The sequence below is a fragment of the Streptomyces sp. NBC_01546 genome (assembly GCF_045208355.1).
In the GTDB taxonomy this organism is placed as follows: domain Bacteria; phylum Actinomycetota; class Actinomycetes; order Streptomycetales; family Streptomycetaceae; genus Streptomyces.
In genome coordinates, this window is the sequence record NZ_CP109379.1 from 3306763 (window position 1) to 3321268 (window position 14506).

Sequence of the window (14506 nt, forward strand, 5' to 3'; positions counted from 1 at the left end):
AACTCGTCGCGGAATGTGGGTTTCCGCGAGCACTCTGCACTCGTGAGACGCATCCTAGGAATCGTCCTGGGCCTCCTCTTGATCGGCGGCGTCGTAGCAGTCGCCCTCGTCAACGGGCAGGACCCGGAAACGCCGGCAACGAAGACCGTGCGTGGCGTCATCGGCTCGGAGAAGTCCGAATTCTTCCGCGACCCGGACGTCGTCAAGGCCCTTGCCGCCAAGGGCTACACCGTGAAGACGGAGACCTCGGGCTCCTGGGCGATGGACCAGCTCGCCCTCAAGGAGTTCGACTTCGCCTTCCCCAGCAGCAGTGAACCCGCCAAGGAGGTCGAGGCCGCGGCCGGGGTCAAGGGCGCTCAGGAGACCAAGCCCTTCTACTCCCCGCTCGTCGTCATCGCCCGCTCCAACGCCGCCAAGGTCCTCGCCGACAACGGCCTCGCGAAGATGACCGGCAAGAACTCCGGGACCCTCCTGATGGGCCCCTTCCTCAAGGCCGCCGGCGAGGACCGCACCTGGCAGCAGCTGCCCGGCTCCTCCGCCCACGCCGAGCTGACCGGCACGGTGTTCATCAAGACCACCGACCCGTCCACCTCGAACTCCGGCGCCCTCTTCCTCGCCGCCACCTCCAACGTGGCGAACGGCAGCAACGTGGTCTCAGACGACGCCGGAATCGCCCGCACCGCACCCCTGTTGCACAAGCTGATCTCCGTACAGGGCGCCCTGGAACCGAGCACCGACGACCCGTTCCGGGCCTTCATCAGCGGCAGCGGCGAACCGCTCATCCTGGTCTACGAGTCCCAGGTGGCCGCCCTGCTCCTGCAGAAGCAGGATCCCGGCGACATGGTGGTCCTCTACCCGGACACCACCGTCAACACGGCGCACACCTTCGTCCCGCTCGGTGACAAGGCCAAGGAACTCGGCACCCTCCTCGCGACCGACCCGAAGCTGCGCGAGCTGGCCCTGCGCCACGGGTTCCGGCCGCAGGACGGCGTGCCCGAGTTCACCGCCGCGACCGCCCCGCACGCCGCCTACCTCAACCCCGCGCTGACCGGCATCCGCCAGGTCGGCACACCCACCGTAAAGATCCTGATGGCGCTCGCCGCCCGCGCCAAGGGCCAGGGGGACACACCGTGACACTGACACCTCCCGAGACACCTTCCGACGACCGCGGCCCGCTCGTCCTCACCGCGCCCGAACCCGTCGCCCCCGTCCGCAAGGAGCAGGCCGCCGGACTCGTACCGCTCCAGGACGGCGTCCGCGACGAAATGGCCCGCCGGGCCGGGGAGTACGTCGGCTCGCTCGCCGGGATCGACACCCGCTCCCCCGAGTTCGCGCAGCGCCTCGGCGAGATCGCCGGGCTCGGCTCGGCCGACATCCGCTCCGCCGCCCAGCAGTCCAACCGGATGCTGGACCGGGCCGTGCGCTCCCTCGGCTCCGACGGCGGCGGGGACGCCCAGGCCCGGGTGGCCGGCTCCCTCGTCGAGCTGCGCCGCACCGTCGAGGACCTCGACCCGCGCGACACGCCCGCCAAGGGCTTCGGCAAGCTGCTCTCGAAGCTGCCGGGCGGCAACAAGTTCCGCGACCACGTGGCCAAGTACGCCTCCTCGCAGGCCACCCTCAACAAGATCGTCGGCTCGCTGCGCAGCGGCCAGGACGAGCTGCGCCGAGACAACGCGGCCCTGCACACCGAGCGCGCCCGCCTCTGGGAGACCATGGGCAAGCTCCAGGAGTACGCGGTCCTCACCGAGGCCCTGGACTCCGCCGTCGAGCAGCGGATCGCCGAGGCCGAGCACTCCGATCCGCAGGGAGCCGACGCACTGCGCGCGGACATGCTGTTCCCGGTCCGGCAGAAGCACCAGGACCTGCTGACCCAACTGGCCGTCTGCGCCCAGGGATACCTGGCGATGGACGTGGTCCGGCGCAACAACGACGAGCTGATCAAGGGCGTCGACCGGGCCGCGACCACCACCGTCTCCGCGCTGCGGATCGCGGTGATGCTGGCCTCGGCCCTCGACAACCAGCGCAAGGTCATCGAGCAGGTCAACACCCTGCGCAACACGACGGAGGACCTGATCCGGGGCAACGCGGAGATGCTGTCCACGCAGAGCGGCGAGATCCAGCGGATCGCGGCCGATCCGGCGGTGGGGGCGGAGACCCTGCGGACGGCCTTCGCGCAGATCTACCAGACGCTCGACGCGATCGACACCTTCAAGGTGCAGGCCACCGAGAACATGGCGGCGACCGTGGAGTCCCTGACCGGGGAGCTCCAGACGGCCTCGGCGTACCTCGCGCGGACGCGGACCGTCAGTGCGCTCGAGGGCGGTGCGCTGTGAGCGGGCCGCTGCGCGGTGGCCGCCGGCGAGGCTGGGCGGCGGGATTCGCCCTCGCCGTGCTCGCGGCGGCGACGGGCTGCACCTCCGAACAGGCCGACAGCCCGAAGCCGCCCGCGTACAAGGAGGGCACCCTGCGGGTGCTGGCCTCCAGCGAGCTGGCCGACATGCAGCCGGTGCTGGATCAGGCCAGGAAGGCCACCGGGGTCACCGTGAACCTGACCTGGTCCGGCACGCTCGACGCCGCCGAGCAGGTCGCGTCCGGGCAGGCCGACGGCAAGTACGACGCGATCTGGCTGTCCTCCAACGACTATCTGCGGCTGCGGCCCGAGGCCGCCGGGAAGCTCGCCAACGAGACCCCGGTGATGTCCTCGCCCGTCGCCCTCGGCGTACGGCCGGAGGCGCTGGCCCGGCTCGGCTGGAAGCCCGAGGAGGTCACCTGGTCTGCGGTGCACGAGGCCGTCACCGGCGGGAAGCTCACGTACGGGATGACCGATCCGGTGCGCTCCAACTCCGGTTTCTCCGCCCTGGTCTCGGTGGCCTCGGGCCTGTCGGGCGCGCAGGCGGCGCTGACCGACGCGGACGTGAAGGCGGCCGCGCCGCGGCTGAAGGAGTTCTTCGCCGGGCAGAAGCTGACCTCGGGCTCCTCCGGCTGGCTCGCCACCGCCTACGCGCAGCGCGCGGACGTGGACGCGCTGGTGAACTACGAGTCGGTGCTGCTGTCGGTGAACCGGGACGCGAAGTCCCCGCTGACGGTGATCCGGCCGCGCGACGGCGTGATCACGGCGCACTACCCGCTGACCCTGCTGACCTCGGCCCCGGCCGGGGCCCGCGAGTCGGGCCGGGCGCTGACGGAGTACCTGCGCGGCGCCGAGGCGCAGCAGGCGATCACCGAGAAGACCTTCCGCCGGCCGGTCGCGGCCGGGGTGGCGCCGGCCGCCGGGCTGGGTACGGACAAGCGGCGCGAGCTGCCGTTCCCCGGTTCGCTGGCGGTCGCCGACGGGCTGCTGGCCTCGTACGAGAACGAGCTGCGCCGGCCCTCGCGGACGGTGTACGTGCTGGACACCTCGGGTTCGATGTCCGAGGAGGACCGCATCGGGCGGCTGAAGGCGGCGCTCACGGAGCTGACGGGCAGCGGGAGTTCGGGGGTCGGGCAGCGGTTCCGGGACCGCGAGGAGGTGACACTCCTGCCGTTCGGGTCCAAGGTGAAGAAGGTACGGACGCACGTCGTCGAGCCCGGTAATCCGGGACCGGCCCTGGACGGGATCCGGGGCGACGTGAAGTCCCTGGCGCCGGAGGGGGGCACGGCGATCTACAGCAGCCTGGAGGCGGCGTACGAGCAGCTCGGCAAGGGCGGCGCGGACGCTTTCACCTCGATCGTGCTCATGACGGACGGCGAGAACACGGAGGGCGTCGGCGCCCAGCACTTCGACTCCTTCTACGCCGCGCTGCCCGAGGGGCAGAAGCACACGCCGGTGTTCGCGGTGCTGTTCGGCGATTCGGACCGCAAGGAGCTCACCCACATCACCGAACTGACCGGCGGGCGGCTCTTCGACGCCACCGGCGGGAACGGTTCGCTGAACGGAGCCTTCGAGGAGATCCGTGGCTACCAATAGAGCCGCCAAGTCGCTCGGTACGGGCTTTCTCACCACAGGTTTTCTCAACTACCTGGAGTCGAAGAAGAACCTGGCCGGCTCCGCGTGCGGGGTGGCCGGGCTGGGCCTGGGCTTCGCCGGGGTGGGCGGCTCGTACTGGCCGGTGGTGGTCGCCGGGCTGTACGGTGCGGGCGCGCTGATCGCCCCGCCGGAGCGGGTGCCTCCGCCGCACTATCCGGACGTCGCCGAGCAGCTGGGCGTCGTACGGGAGGACTTCGGGCGGCTGCGCGAGTACCTGGCCGAGGTGGACCTGCCGCCGGCGGCCGGCGGCAAGCTGGCCGAGCTGATGGAGCTGTACGCGGCCCTGCTCGATCCGGGATGGGTGGCCGATGCCCTGGCCGCCGACCCGGAGGCGGTGCACTCGCTGTCCCGGGCGATCCGGCTGGACGTGCCGGAGTGCGTGGACACCTACAACCGGACGCGCTGGTGGACCCGGCTGACGCCGGGCGGCGAGTCGCCGGAGCGGCACCTGGAGCGGCAGTTGACGGTCCTGTACGACGAGGCGGAACGCGTGACGGCGAGCCTCCGCGAAGCAGAGGCCCGCCGTCAGCAGACGCACACGACCTATCTGGAGGAGCGCGGACGCTCCTGACAGGTCACGTGCTGCGGTGGGAACCGCTTGGTCGGGGGCTCCCACAGCGGTGGGACGCCGCTTGGTCGGGGGCTCCCACGTTCATTGGCCCCGGTCATCGGGGCGGGCGGTCAGCCCAGGCGCTTGACGAGTGCGTGGTACTCGTCCCACAGCTCCTTGGGCGTGTGGTCGCCGTAGGTGTTCAGGTGCTCGGGGACCAGGGAGGCCTCCTCGCGCCAGACCTCCTTGTCGACGGTGAGGAGGAACGCCAGGTCCTCGGCGGGGAGGTCCAGGCCGTCGGTGTCGAGGGAGCCCACGGTCGGCAGGATGCCGATGGGGGTCTCGACGCCCTCGGCGGTGCCCTCGAGGCGCTCGACGATCCACTTCAGGACGCGGCTGTTCTCACCGAAGCCGGGCCACACGAACTTGCCCGCGTCGTTCTTGCGGAACCAGTTCACGTAGTAGATCTTCGGGAGCTTGGACTGGTCCTTGTCGGCCGCGACCTTGACCCAGTGGGCCATGTAGTCGCCCATGTTGTAGCCGCAGAACGGCAGCATGGCGAAGGGGTCGCGGCGCAGCTCGCCGACCTTGCCCTCGGCGGCGGCGGTCTTCTCGGAGGCGATGTTCGAGCCGATGAAGACGCCGTGGTTCCAGTCGAAGGACTCGGTGACCAGCGGCACGGCGGAGGCGCGGCGGCCGCCGAAGAGGATCGCGGAGATCGGGACGCCCTTGGGGTCCTCCCACTCGGGGGCGATCGTCGGGCACTGGGAGGCCGGGACGGCGAAGCGGGCGTTCGGGTGGGCCGCCGGGGTCTCGGACTCCGGGGTCCAGGCGTTGCCCTTCCAGTCGATGAGGTGGGCGGGCGCCTCTTCGGTCATGCCCTCCCACCAGACGTCGGAGCCGTCCGGGGTGAGCGCGACGTTGGTGAAGACGGTGTTCGCGTACATCGTCTTCATGGCGTTGGCGTTGGTGTGCTCGCCGGTGCCGGGCGCGACGCCGAAGAAGCCGGCCTCGGGGTTGATCGCGTACAGGCGACCGTCCTCACCGAAGCGCATCCAGGCGATGTCGTCGCCGACCGTCTCGACGGTCCAGCCGGGGATCGTGGGCTCCAGCATGGCGAGGTTGGTCTTGCCGCAGGCGCTCGGGAAGGCGGCGGCGAGGTACTTCGCCTCACCCTGCGGCGGGGTGAGCTTGAGGATCAGCATGTGCTCGGCGAGCCAGCCCTCGTCGCGGGCCATGACGGACGCGATGCGCAGGGCGTAGCACTTCTTGCCGAGCAGGGCGTTGCCGCCGTAGCCGGATCCGTAGGACCAGATCTCGCGGCTCTCGGGGAAGTGCGAGATGTACTTGGTGGTGTTGCACGGCCACGGCACGTCGGCCTCGCCCTCGGCGAGCGGAGCGCCGAGGGTGTGGACGGCCTTGACGAAGAAGCCGTCGGAGCCGAGCTCGTCCAGGACGGGCTTGCCCATGCGGGTCATGGTGCGCATCGCGACGGCGACGTAGGCGGAGTCGGTGATCTCGACGCCGATCGCGGAGAGCTCGGAGCCGAGGGGGCCCATGCAGAAGGGGACGACGTACATCGTCCGGCCCTTCATGGAACCGCGGAAGATGCCCTGCTCGCCCGCGAACAGCTCCTTCATCTCGGAAGGGGCCTTCCAGTGGTTGGTCGGGCCCGCGTCCTCCTCCTTCTCGGAGCAGATGAAGGTCCGGTCCTCGACGCGCGCGACGTCGGAGGGGTCGGAGGCGGCGTAGTACGAGTTCGGGCGCTTCGTCTCGTCGAGCTTCTTGAACGTTCCCTTGGCGACGAGCTCCTCGCACAGGCGCTCGTACTCGCCCTCGGAGCCGTCGCACCAGACGACGCGGTCCGGCTGGGTGAGGGCTGCGATCTCGTCCACCCAGGAGATCAGCTCCTGGTGGGTCGTCGGGATGGTGGGAGCCGCGTTGTCGCGCGCCACGATTGCTCCTTGTTGAGGGGTTTGTTTGGTGTAGGCCCCGTGGGGGCTGCGACCCGGACGCTTCGCGCTCCGCTCATCCGGTGTCGACCGCACTCATCTGATCATCCGGTGCATGTGCGCATATGTCCAGGGGGCCTCTCACGTGAGCATCGCCACGTCCGTCAATCTTCCGTAAAGAGGACTAACGGAAACCTACGGACCCGTAGGTACCATGTGGGCCATGACTTCTGACGCCGCCGCCCCGGCCGTCCCGGCCGCTCCGGAGGCCAAGCCGCTGATGCGCGGCTGGCTGCACCTCGGGATGTTCCCCGCGGTGGTGGTCGCGGGCCTCGTGCTGATGGCCTTCACCGACTCGACCCGGGCACGCGTCGCCTGCGGGATCTACATCCTCACGGCCTGCCTGCTCTTCGGCGTCAGCGCGGTCTACCACCGCGGCACCTGGGGCCCCCGGGGAGAGGCCATCCTGCGGCGGCTCGACCACGCCAACATCTTTCTGATCATCGCGGGGACCTACACCCCGCTGACCGTCCTGCTGCTCCCGCCCTCCACCGGCCGGACCCTGCTGTGGGCGGTGTGGCTCGCGGCCGCGGCCGGCATCGCCTTCCGCGTGTTCTGGGTCGGCGCACCGCGCTGGCTGTACACCCCCTGCTACATAGCGATGGGCTGGGCGGCCGTCTTCTTCCTCCCCGACTTCATGCGCACCGGCGGCATCGCCGTGCTGGTCCTGGTGATCGTCGGCGGCCTGCTCTACAGCGCGGGAGGGGTCATCTACGGGATGAAGCGCCCCAACCCCTCCCCCCGCTTCTTCGGCTTCCACGAGGTCTTCCACTCCCTGACCCTCGCGGCCTTCGTGGCCCACTACGTCGGCATCTCGCTGGCCGCGTACTCGCACTAGCCGCCGCGCGCACCGGACCACGGTGCGAAAGGACCCCGCCACGCCGGAGCGTGGCGGGGTCCTTTCGCTCGAGGATCAGCAGGCGTGGCCGTCGCCGTCCTGGTCCAGGCGCAGCGGGTCGCTGCCGTTGACCTTCATGCGCTTCGGGTACTGGTGGGCGGCCAGCCAGTCGCAGCGGGCCTTCGGCGTCTCCTTCACCTCCGCCGGGAAGCGGGTCGGCACGCACACGCTGACCGTCCCGTAGTGCCGGTCGCAGCCGGCCACGGTCGGGGCCACGGGTACGGAGTCCCGCTTCGCCCCCTCTTTATCGGGCACAGTCGGCTTCGGGGCCGCCAGATCGTTCGCGAAGTCGTGCTCGTGCGCGGACGGCGGCTCCGCCGTCGCCGCCAGCGCCGACGGCCCGCCCAGGTGCACCCAGGTCGCGATCGACGGGACGCCGTTCGCGTCGACCGCGAAGAGCATGTACCAGCCGGGCGGCGCCAGGTTCGGGTTGCTGGTCACGTTCAGGTCGATGTTGTTCCCGTCCACCGTCATCGGCAGGTCCACGAACCGCTGGTTCGGGTCCGAGGAGTGCGTGACCGCCGCCGGACGGATCAGCTCCGCCTTGGCGACGGGCCGGTTGACGGTGATCCGCTGCGTGTCCCCGTACACCCACTGCGTGTCGATCACCGAGGTGATCTGCGGGCGCGCGCCCTTGAACAGGTAGGGCGGGGTGTAGATCGACACGTTGTGGTTGTAGGTCCCGTTGCCCGGGTTGTCGCCGACCGACATGACCCGCCCGTCGGGCATCAGGAACGACGCCGAGTGGTAGGTCCGCGGGATCGGGTCGGTGGCCAGGCCCGCCTGGTAGGTGTTGGTGGCCGGGTCGAAGAACGAGGCCTCGAACACCGGGTCGGCCCGGTCGTGCAGCCCGCCGCCGGTCTCCAGGACCTTGCCGTCCGGCAGCAGCACGGCGGACACGTACATCTTGCCCTCGGCCCCGGTCTGCGGCCGCTTGCCCGTACCCGTGTCCACCAGCCCCTGCGGAAGGTCCGGGCCTGCCGTGTAGGCGGGGCTCGGCTTCTTCAGGTCGATGATGTCGGTGATCCGGTTCGCGGCCGGGTTGGTCTCGTTGTTGCCGCCGCCGATGGTCAGCACCCGCTGGTCCTGCGCCGGAGGCAGCAGCACGCTCGCCGACTCGTCGCGCTGGTCCTTGTTCCGCAGGCCCGGCACGTCGGTGACGGTGTTCGCGTCGTAGTTGTAGATGGACGCGCCGGTACCGGGGGTGCCGTTGCCGAAGGTGTGGCTGCCCGAGTAGAAGAGCCTCCCGTCCTGCATGAGGATCATCGACGGGTACAGGCCCCAGTACGACCAGGTCTGGTTGACCTCGTTCATCGGGAGCCACTTGTTCTGCGCCGCCGAGAACTTCTCCGCGGTCACGTTGCCCGTCGAGTCCTCCTTCAGACCGCCGAAGGAGATCACGTCACCGTTGCCGAGGATCGTCGCCGACGGGTACCAGTGCCCGCCGTTCATGTCGTTCGTCTTCGTGTACGCCTCGGTCGCCGGGTCGAAGACGTAACTGTCCTTCAGCCCCTGGTAGCCGATCTTGCCGTCTCCGGACGGATAGCCCTTGTTGCCGCTCATCACCAGCACCCGGCCGTCGGCCAGCTGCACATGGCCCGAGCAGAACATGTCCACCGGGGTCGGGATGGTCTTGAACGACCCGTTCGCCGGGTCGTAGACGGCCGAGGTGAAGGTGCCCGCGTTGAACTGGGCGATGTCGTTGCCCGAGCCCGCGATCAGCAGCACCTTCCCGTTCTTCAGCACGACCGCGTGCATCGAACGCACCGGGTTCTTGGCCGGGATCACCTGCCACTTGCCCTTGGCGCACTCCTCCGCCGTACCCGAACAGGTGGGCTGCGGCGGCACCGCGCCCACCTGCTCCAGCGTGTAGTCGTCGGTGGTGAGCGTGCCCACCCCGTACACCGACAGCCCCCACGCGATCTTGTCGGTGCCCGGCGGGACGACGGGCGTACGGACCTCCGTGCGCGCCCATCCGGCACTGACCGGGGGATTCTGCAGATCGGTCCAGTACTGCCAGGCCCCCGTCGCGGCCTCCCGCCGGAACACCGTCACCGACACGTCCGGGGTGTTCGACTTGTACCAGGCGGACAGGTCGTACTGCTTGCCCGGCGTCACGGCCGGAGCGCAGGTGCTGTTCTCGGTGACCAGCGCCTTGCGGTCGCCTTCCACCCGGCGGGTGAGGGAGACCTTCATCGCCTTGGTGCCGCTGTGCGCGTCGGGGACGGTCGCGAAGGTGAAGTCGTTGTCTCCCCAGCCCGATTTGGACCAGCAGGACGGCATGTCGGCGCCGGGCGCGCCGGCGGTTTCGAAACCGGGATTGGAGAGCAGATTGGGCGGTCCGGCCGTGGCCTGCTGGGGTGCGGTGAGCAGCAGGCCCGCGGTCAGCGCCCCGACGGCCAGCAGGGCGGCACGCCGCCCCGACCTCCGCCGGATCTTCAGACGCATGGAAAGGTTCCCTTCTGTGCGGCTCAACTCCTGGTGTGACGCCCTGCCTTGCGCGAGGTGCGCGGCAGGTAGACGAGGGCCTCGGTGGCGGCGAACCGCAGGACGAAGGTGGTGACCAGCGCGAGGGCGGTGGCGGGCAGCACGTCCATGCCGAACTTGGCGACGAACACCGCGATGAGCGGGATCCGCAGCAGCAGATCGGCATTGGCGAGCAGCGCGAAGCGGCCGATCCGGTCCGCCCAGTGGCGGTGGCGGCGGCGGTCGCGGAAGAGCAGGGTCTCGATGAGGAGGAAGTTCCACAGGACCCCGGCCTGGTTGGCGACGATCTCGGCCGGCAGGTAGTGCATCCCGGCGTGCGTGAGCAGCCAGAGCGCGGCCAGGTTCGGGACGAAGCCGGAGAGCCCGATCAGGCCGAAGCCGATCAGCCGGGCCAGCGGGGTCGCGGAACGCAGCGAGGCCAGGTGCGCCAGGAAGCGCATGCCCTCGCGGGCGGTGGACTTCGACTCGCCTGAGTAGCGGTCCTGGAAGACGAAGGGCACCTCGGCGACCTTCGCGGGCCGGCAGCGCACCGCCAGCTCCAGCAGGATCTTGTAACCGAGCGGTTTGAGGGTCTCGGCGGTGACCACCGAGCGGCGCATCGCGAAGAAGCCGCTCATCGGGTCGCTGATCCCGCGCAGAGCGCGCGGGAAGAGCCCCTTGGTGAGCCAGGTCGCGCCGCGCGAGACGGCGATGCGGTAGCTGCCGGCGAGCCCGGCCCGGCTGCCGCCGCTGATGTAGCGGGAGGCGACGACGAGGTCGGCGCCGGTGCGTATCCCCTCGCCGACGAGTTCGGGCACCAGGTGGGGCGGGTGCTGGAGGTCGGCGTCCATGACGACGATCCAGTCGGTGTCCGCCCGCTTGACCCCCGCGACGACGGCCCCGCCGAGGCCGCCCTCGGCCACCTCCCGGTGCAGGACGGACACCGGGAAGGGGTGGTCGGCGGCCGCCTTCTCGATGACGGCCGGGGTGTCGTCCGTGGAGTCGTCCACGAACAGCACCTCGCACGGCAGGTGCTCGGGGTCGGGCAGTGCGTCACCGAGCCGGCGCAGCAACTCCGCTACGTTCCCCGCCTCGTTGAAGGTCGGGATGATCAGGGTGACGCTGCCGGTCACCGCCTGCGGAACAGTGAGGTCCGGATCGATCGGGGCATGGAGGGACCACAGGTCCTCGCTCATGGTGACTCAGCTCCCACTCTGACGGTCGGCGGGGTCGGTCCGGTCTGCGGGGGCGGTCCGCACCGCGGGGTCGGTCCGGTCGGTCCGGCGGATCTCGATGCGGTCCTCGCCCTCGCCGAAGACGGCGACCGCCGTCGAATGCTCCAGCGCGGCCTTCACGTTCGGCAGGTCCACCGCGTCACGGCGCACCGTGGGCGAGGAGACGACGTAGTCGATGTCCTGCCAGCCCCGCGGCAGGGTCTTGGTGACGGCCGGGTCGAGGTCCGCCTTGTAGAACCAGATGGCGCCGAGTCCGGGCTCGAACCCGTGGTGCACCGCGTCCAGCCACAGTGCGTCGTCCAGCAGCACCCGGGTGCGCGCCGGGTCGTCGACCTCGCTGCCGAGCCAGGCCGCGGCCTGCCGGTACGGGGCGTTCGCGTCGACCGTGAGCGCCGTACGGTTGCCGTCGTACCAGCGCGGCAGCACGTACACCGAGGCCGCCGCGGCCAGTACGCCGACCAGCGCCCAGCGCGCGTACACCAACTGCCTGCGCTCCCCCGGCGAGCGGCGGCGGCGCAGCACGGCGTGCGTGACGCTGGCCGCGCCCCCGGCCAGCACCAGGGCGAGGAACGGCAGCGCCTGGATCACGTACATCGCCGGGAGGTAGCCGGAGGGCCGCATCGCGACGAGGGCCAGGATGACCGCGGCGAGGGCGGGACCGGCGAGCGCGCGGGCGGTGACCGACCAGCGCAGGGTCACCAGCAGCAGGACGGCGCCGGCCAGACCGCCGAGGGGCAGGACGGTGTCGTAGTACAGCCAGGACCGGAAGACTCCGTTCGAGCCGGAACCGGGGTCGAGGATGAAGCCGGATCCCTCGCGGCCCATCTGGTAGGTGATCCCGTCGATGAGCGAGACGTGCCCGGAGCCGGGCAGCAGCTCACCGTTGAGCAGCGCGAACAGCGGATAGGCCAGCCCTATGAGCGTGCAGGCGGTGATGGCTCCGGTGACGGCGAACTTGCGGGTGTCGCGGTGGCTGTGGCGCCACATCGTCACCAGCAGCGCCGGGAGCACCACCAGCATCGTCTCCTTGGTCAGGACGGCGGTGGCGGCCGCCAGCCCGGACCCGAAGTGGTGCCACAGGTGGCGGCTGGGGGACGCGGCGAGGCAGAAGGCGAGCAGGATCCACATCACCGCGAGGTTGTCGAGGAAGATCTCCCGCTGGAGCACGACCGAGAGCGGGGAGAGCCCGAAGAGGCCCATCGCCAGCCCGGCCGCCCAGCGCGGCAGCCACAGCCGGCGCGCGAGCACGTAGATCAGCACCGCGCTGGCGGCCGAGACGACCAGCATCGAGAACCGCATCGACGCGACGGTCATCGAGTCGGGCACGAAGAGCGAGGGCAGCCAGGTGAGCCCCGCGATCTGGATCCAGCCGAGCGGCGGGTGGTCGTACCAGTACGTGTAGTGGGCCAGGCCGTCGCCCTGCTGGACCGCCCAGGCCTGGGCGAGGTAGGTGCCCTCGTCGTCGCTGAGGGTCGGGAACTCGGTGATGTTCCAGCCCTGCACGAGGAGGATCACGAGCAGCAGGGCCCCGCACAGCAGCAGGTCCGGGCGGGAGGAGCGGAAGCGCACGAGCGGTCGGGCGGGCACGGACGGGCGGACGCCGGTGGCGCTGCGCTGGGCGGGGATGGCGGCCGTCGCGGGCTGGGGATCAGTGGCCGTGGGCAGAGTGGCCGTCACCTGGACCTCCGGATCGGGTATGGTGCTGATGACAGTGCGTAGCGAGGATCAAACACGCTGTTCGCTCTTCGCATTGCTCTGTTCCGGGCTGGTCTCAACCCGGCTGGCGTTGATCGTGGAAGACCTGACGGGCCGCCGGTCCACCAGGCAGCGTGAGCCAGGAATCCCCCTTCTTCGGGCGGGGGAGGATTCAATGGTGGCTGTCCTCTCTCATCCCGGAGGACGCTGAGAAGTCCGGCTTGACACCGGCCCCGCCGAGGTGGGCGCCGGTGTGGCTGGTCAGTTCCCACTCGCTCTGGCCGCGCTGCTCGCGCCAGACCGCACGGATCGCCGCGCCCGCGAGCATCACCTGGTAGAACGGGCCGCCGACGACGAGCTTGACGTAGTGCACGAAGCGGATGCGCAGTCCGTACTGGCGGCCGAAGTCGTGCAGGCCGACGATCTCGAAGACGAACGTCACCATCGCCGTGATCATGGGGAGGAAGGTGATGATCGCGATGCCGACCGGCACGTCGAGGAAGACCGCGACGGCGAAGTTGAGCGGGATGATCACCCCGGACGCGGCCTGCATGAACGGGGTCATCAGCGTGTAGCGGGCGAGCCAGCGCTGCCCGCGGCCGGGCAGCTGCTGCCAGTCCTTCTTCCGGTAGACCTGGAGGAAGCCCTGGTTCCAGCGGGTGCGCTGCTTGAGCAGGCTCACCAGGGAGCCGGGCGTCTCCTCGCGGGTGACCATGTCGGAGTCGTACGCGACGACCACCTTCTTGCCGACCGACGAGAGCCGCACGCCCAGGTCGCAGTCCTCGGCGAGGCAGTTCTGGTCCCAGCCGCCGGCCTCGCGGAGCACCTCGGTCCGCACGAAGACCGTGTTCCCGCCGAGCGGGATGAAGCCCTTCTCGGCGTGCAGGTGCAGCCGGGAGCGGAACCAGAAGAAGTACTCCAGGCAGTTGCGCAGGCTGTACCAGCTGGAGTGGAAGTTGATGAGCTGGACGCCGCCCTGGACCACGTCCGCGCCGGTGGAGCGGAAGGCGTGGTCGACGTGGGCGAGCAGCTCGGGGTGGACCTGGTCCTCGGCGTCGAAGACCCCGACGATGTCGCCCCGGCAGGACGGGAGGGCGGTGTTGAGAGCCTTCGGCTTGTTCTTGGTCTCGTGGTGGTCGACGACGACCCGGACGCGGGCCGGATCCTTCGCGGCGGCGCGCTCGGCGACGGCGGCGGTCTCGGGGTCGTCGTGCCCGACGATCACGATGATCTCGTAGTCGTTGTGGCTCGACTCCAGGAGCCGGTCGATGGTGTGCTCCAGCACCGCCTGCTCGTGGCGGGCGGGCAGCAGCAGGGAGAAGGCCAGCCGGCCGCCCCCGTCGGGGCGGTCGAATCGGGTGGACGCGAGCACCTCCGGCGTTCGCCAGGCGTGCATCTGCCACCAGAGCGTGAAGGCGGCAATCCCGAAGAGTGCCAGCGAAATGACAGAAATGAACACAGAAGTGTACAAATTGTCCCCCCGGACATGCCGCAACCCCCGGCGGCAATCGTCAAACCCCCCGGAGGCTCACGGCGGGCCCCCCGGCCCGCCGCCTCCGCTTCCCCTTGCGCGCACCCCCCAGTGCGCCATCTCGGTGTCTCCCGAAACAGTGACTCCCGAACGACCTGAGGTTAGACAGTGAA

The 14506-nt window shown here is 70.2% G+C and carries 10 protein-coding genes; 5 read left to right on the forward strand and 5 right to left on the reverse strand.

Features of this window, described 5'->3' with window-relative positions:
* Nucleotides 1-42: 42 nt before the first annotated feature.
* Genes OHA89_RS14800 through OHA89_RS14815 form a run of 4 tightly spaced genes read left to right on the forward strand, consistent with a single transcriptional unit; the run spans nucleotide 43 to nucleotide 4577 of the window.
* The gene (locus OHA89_RS14800) at nucleotides 43-1134 is read left to right on the forward strand and encodes a substrate-binding domain-containing protein (protein WP_257554488.1); all 1092 of its coding nucleotides are present in this window, start codon (nucleotides 43-45) and stop codon (nucleotides 1132-1134) included.
* Entirely contained in the window at nucleotides 1131-2333 is a 1203-nt protein-coding gene (locus tag OHA89_RS14805; RefSeq protein WP_257554489.1) for a toxic anion resistance protein, read from the forward strand. Before OHA89_RS14800 ends, OHA89_RS14805 begins: the two co-directional genes overlap by 4 nt.
* Nucleotides 2330-3946 carry a substrate-binding and vWA domain-containing protein gene (locus OHA89_RS14810; RefSeq protein ID WP_406366352.1) on the forward strand — a complete coding sequence of 539 codons (1617 nt, stop codon included), beginning with the start codon at nucleotides 2330-2332 and terminating at the stop codon, nucleotides 3944-3946. The genes OHA89_RS14805 and OHA89_RS14810 overlap by 4 nt, the downstream gene beginning before the upstream one ends.
* On the forward strand, nucleotides 3933-4577 hold the full coding sequence (locus OHA89_RS14815) for a hypothetical protein (protein WP_266607893.1): 645 nt from the start codon (nucleotides 3933-3935) through the stop codon (nucleotides 4575-4577). Before OHA89_RS14810 ends, OHA89_RS14815 begins: the two co-directional genes overlap by 14 nt.
* 110 nt (nucleotides 4578-4687) lie before the next feature.
* Here the strand turns inward: OHA89_RS14815 and OHA89_RS14820 are convergent, their stop codons facing one another.
* Nucleotides 4688-6511 carry a phosphoenolpyruvate carboxykinase (GTP) gene (locus OHA89_RS14820; RefSeq protein ID WP_215148321.1) on the reverse strand — a complete coding sequence of 608 codons (1824 nt, stop codon included), beginning with the start codon at nucleotides 6509-6511 and terminating at the stop codon, nucleotides 4688-4690.
* Nucleotides 6512-6731: 220 nt separating this feature from the next.
* Between OHA89_RS14820 and OHA89_RS14825 the strand changes: the two genes are divergently transcribed.
* Nucleotides 6732-7406, forward strand: a complete 675-nt coding sequence (locus OHA89_RS14825) for a hemolysin III family protein (RefSeq protein ID WP_374199329.1) — start codon at nucleotides 6732-6734, stop codon at nucleotides 7404-7406.
* 75 nt (nucleotides 7407-7481) lie between these two features.
* Here the strand turns inward: OHA89_RS14825 and OHA89_RS14830 are convergent, their stop codons facing one another.
* From OHA89_RS14830 to OHA89_RS14845, 4 genes are all read right to left on the reverse strand, one after another.
* Nucleotides 7482-9914, reverse strand: a complete 2433-nt coding sequence (locus OHA89_RS14830) for a galactose oxidase-like domain-containing protein (protein WP_406366354.1) — start codon at nucleotides 9912-9914, stop codon at nucleotides 7482-7484.
* 23 nt (nucleotides 9915-9937) lie between these two features.
* A complete protein-coding gene (locus OHA89_RS14835) occupies nucleotides 9938-11128 on the reverse strand; it encodes a glycosyltransferase family 2 protein (RefSeq protein WP_266607895.1) in 1191 nt (396 codons plus the stop codon).
* 6 nt (nucleotides 11129-11134) lie between these two features.
* On the reverse strand, nucleotides 11135-12844 hold the full coding sequence (locus tag OHA89_RS14840; protein ID WP_266607896.1) for a glycosyltransferase family 39 protein: 1710 nt from the start codon (nucleotides 12842-12844) through the stop codon (nucleotides 11135-11137).
* Nucleotides 12845-13034: 190 nt separating this feature from the next.
* A complete protein-coding gene (locus OHA89_RS14845; RefSeq protein ID WP_266607897.1) occupies nucleotides 13035-14333 on the reverse strand; it encodes a glycosyltransferase in 1299 nt (432 codons plus the stop codon).
* Nucleotides 14334-14506: the final 173 nt, after the last annotated feature.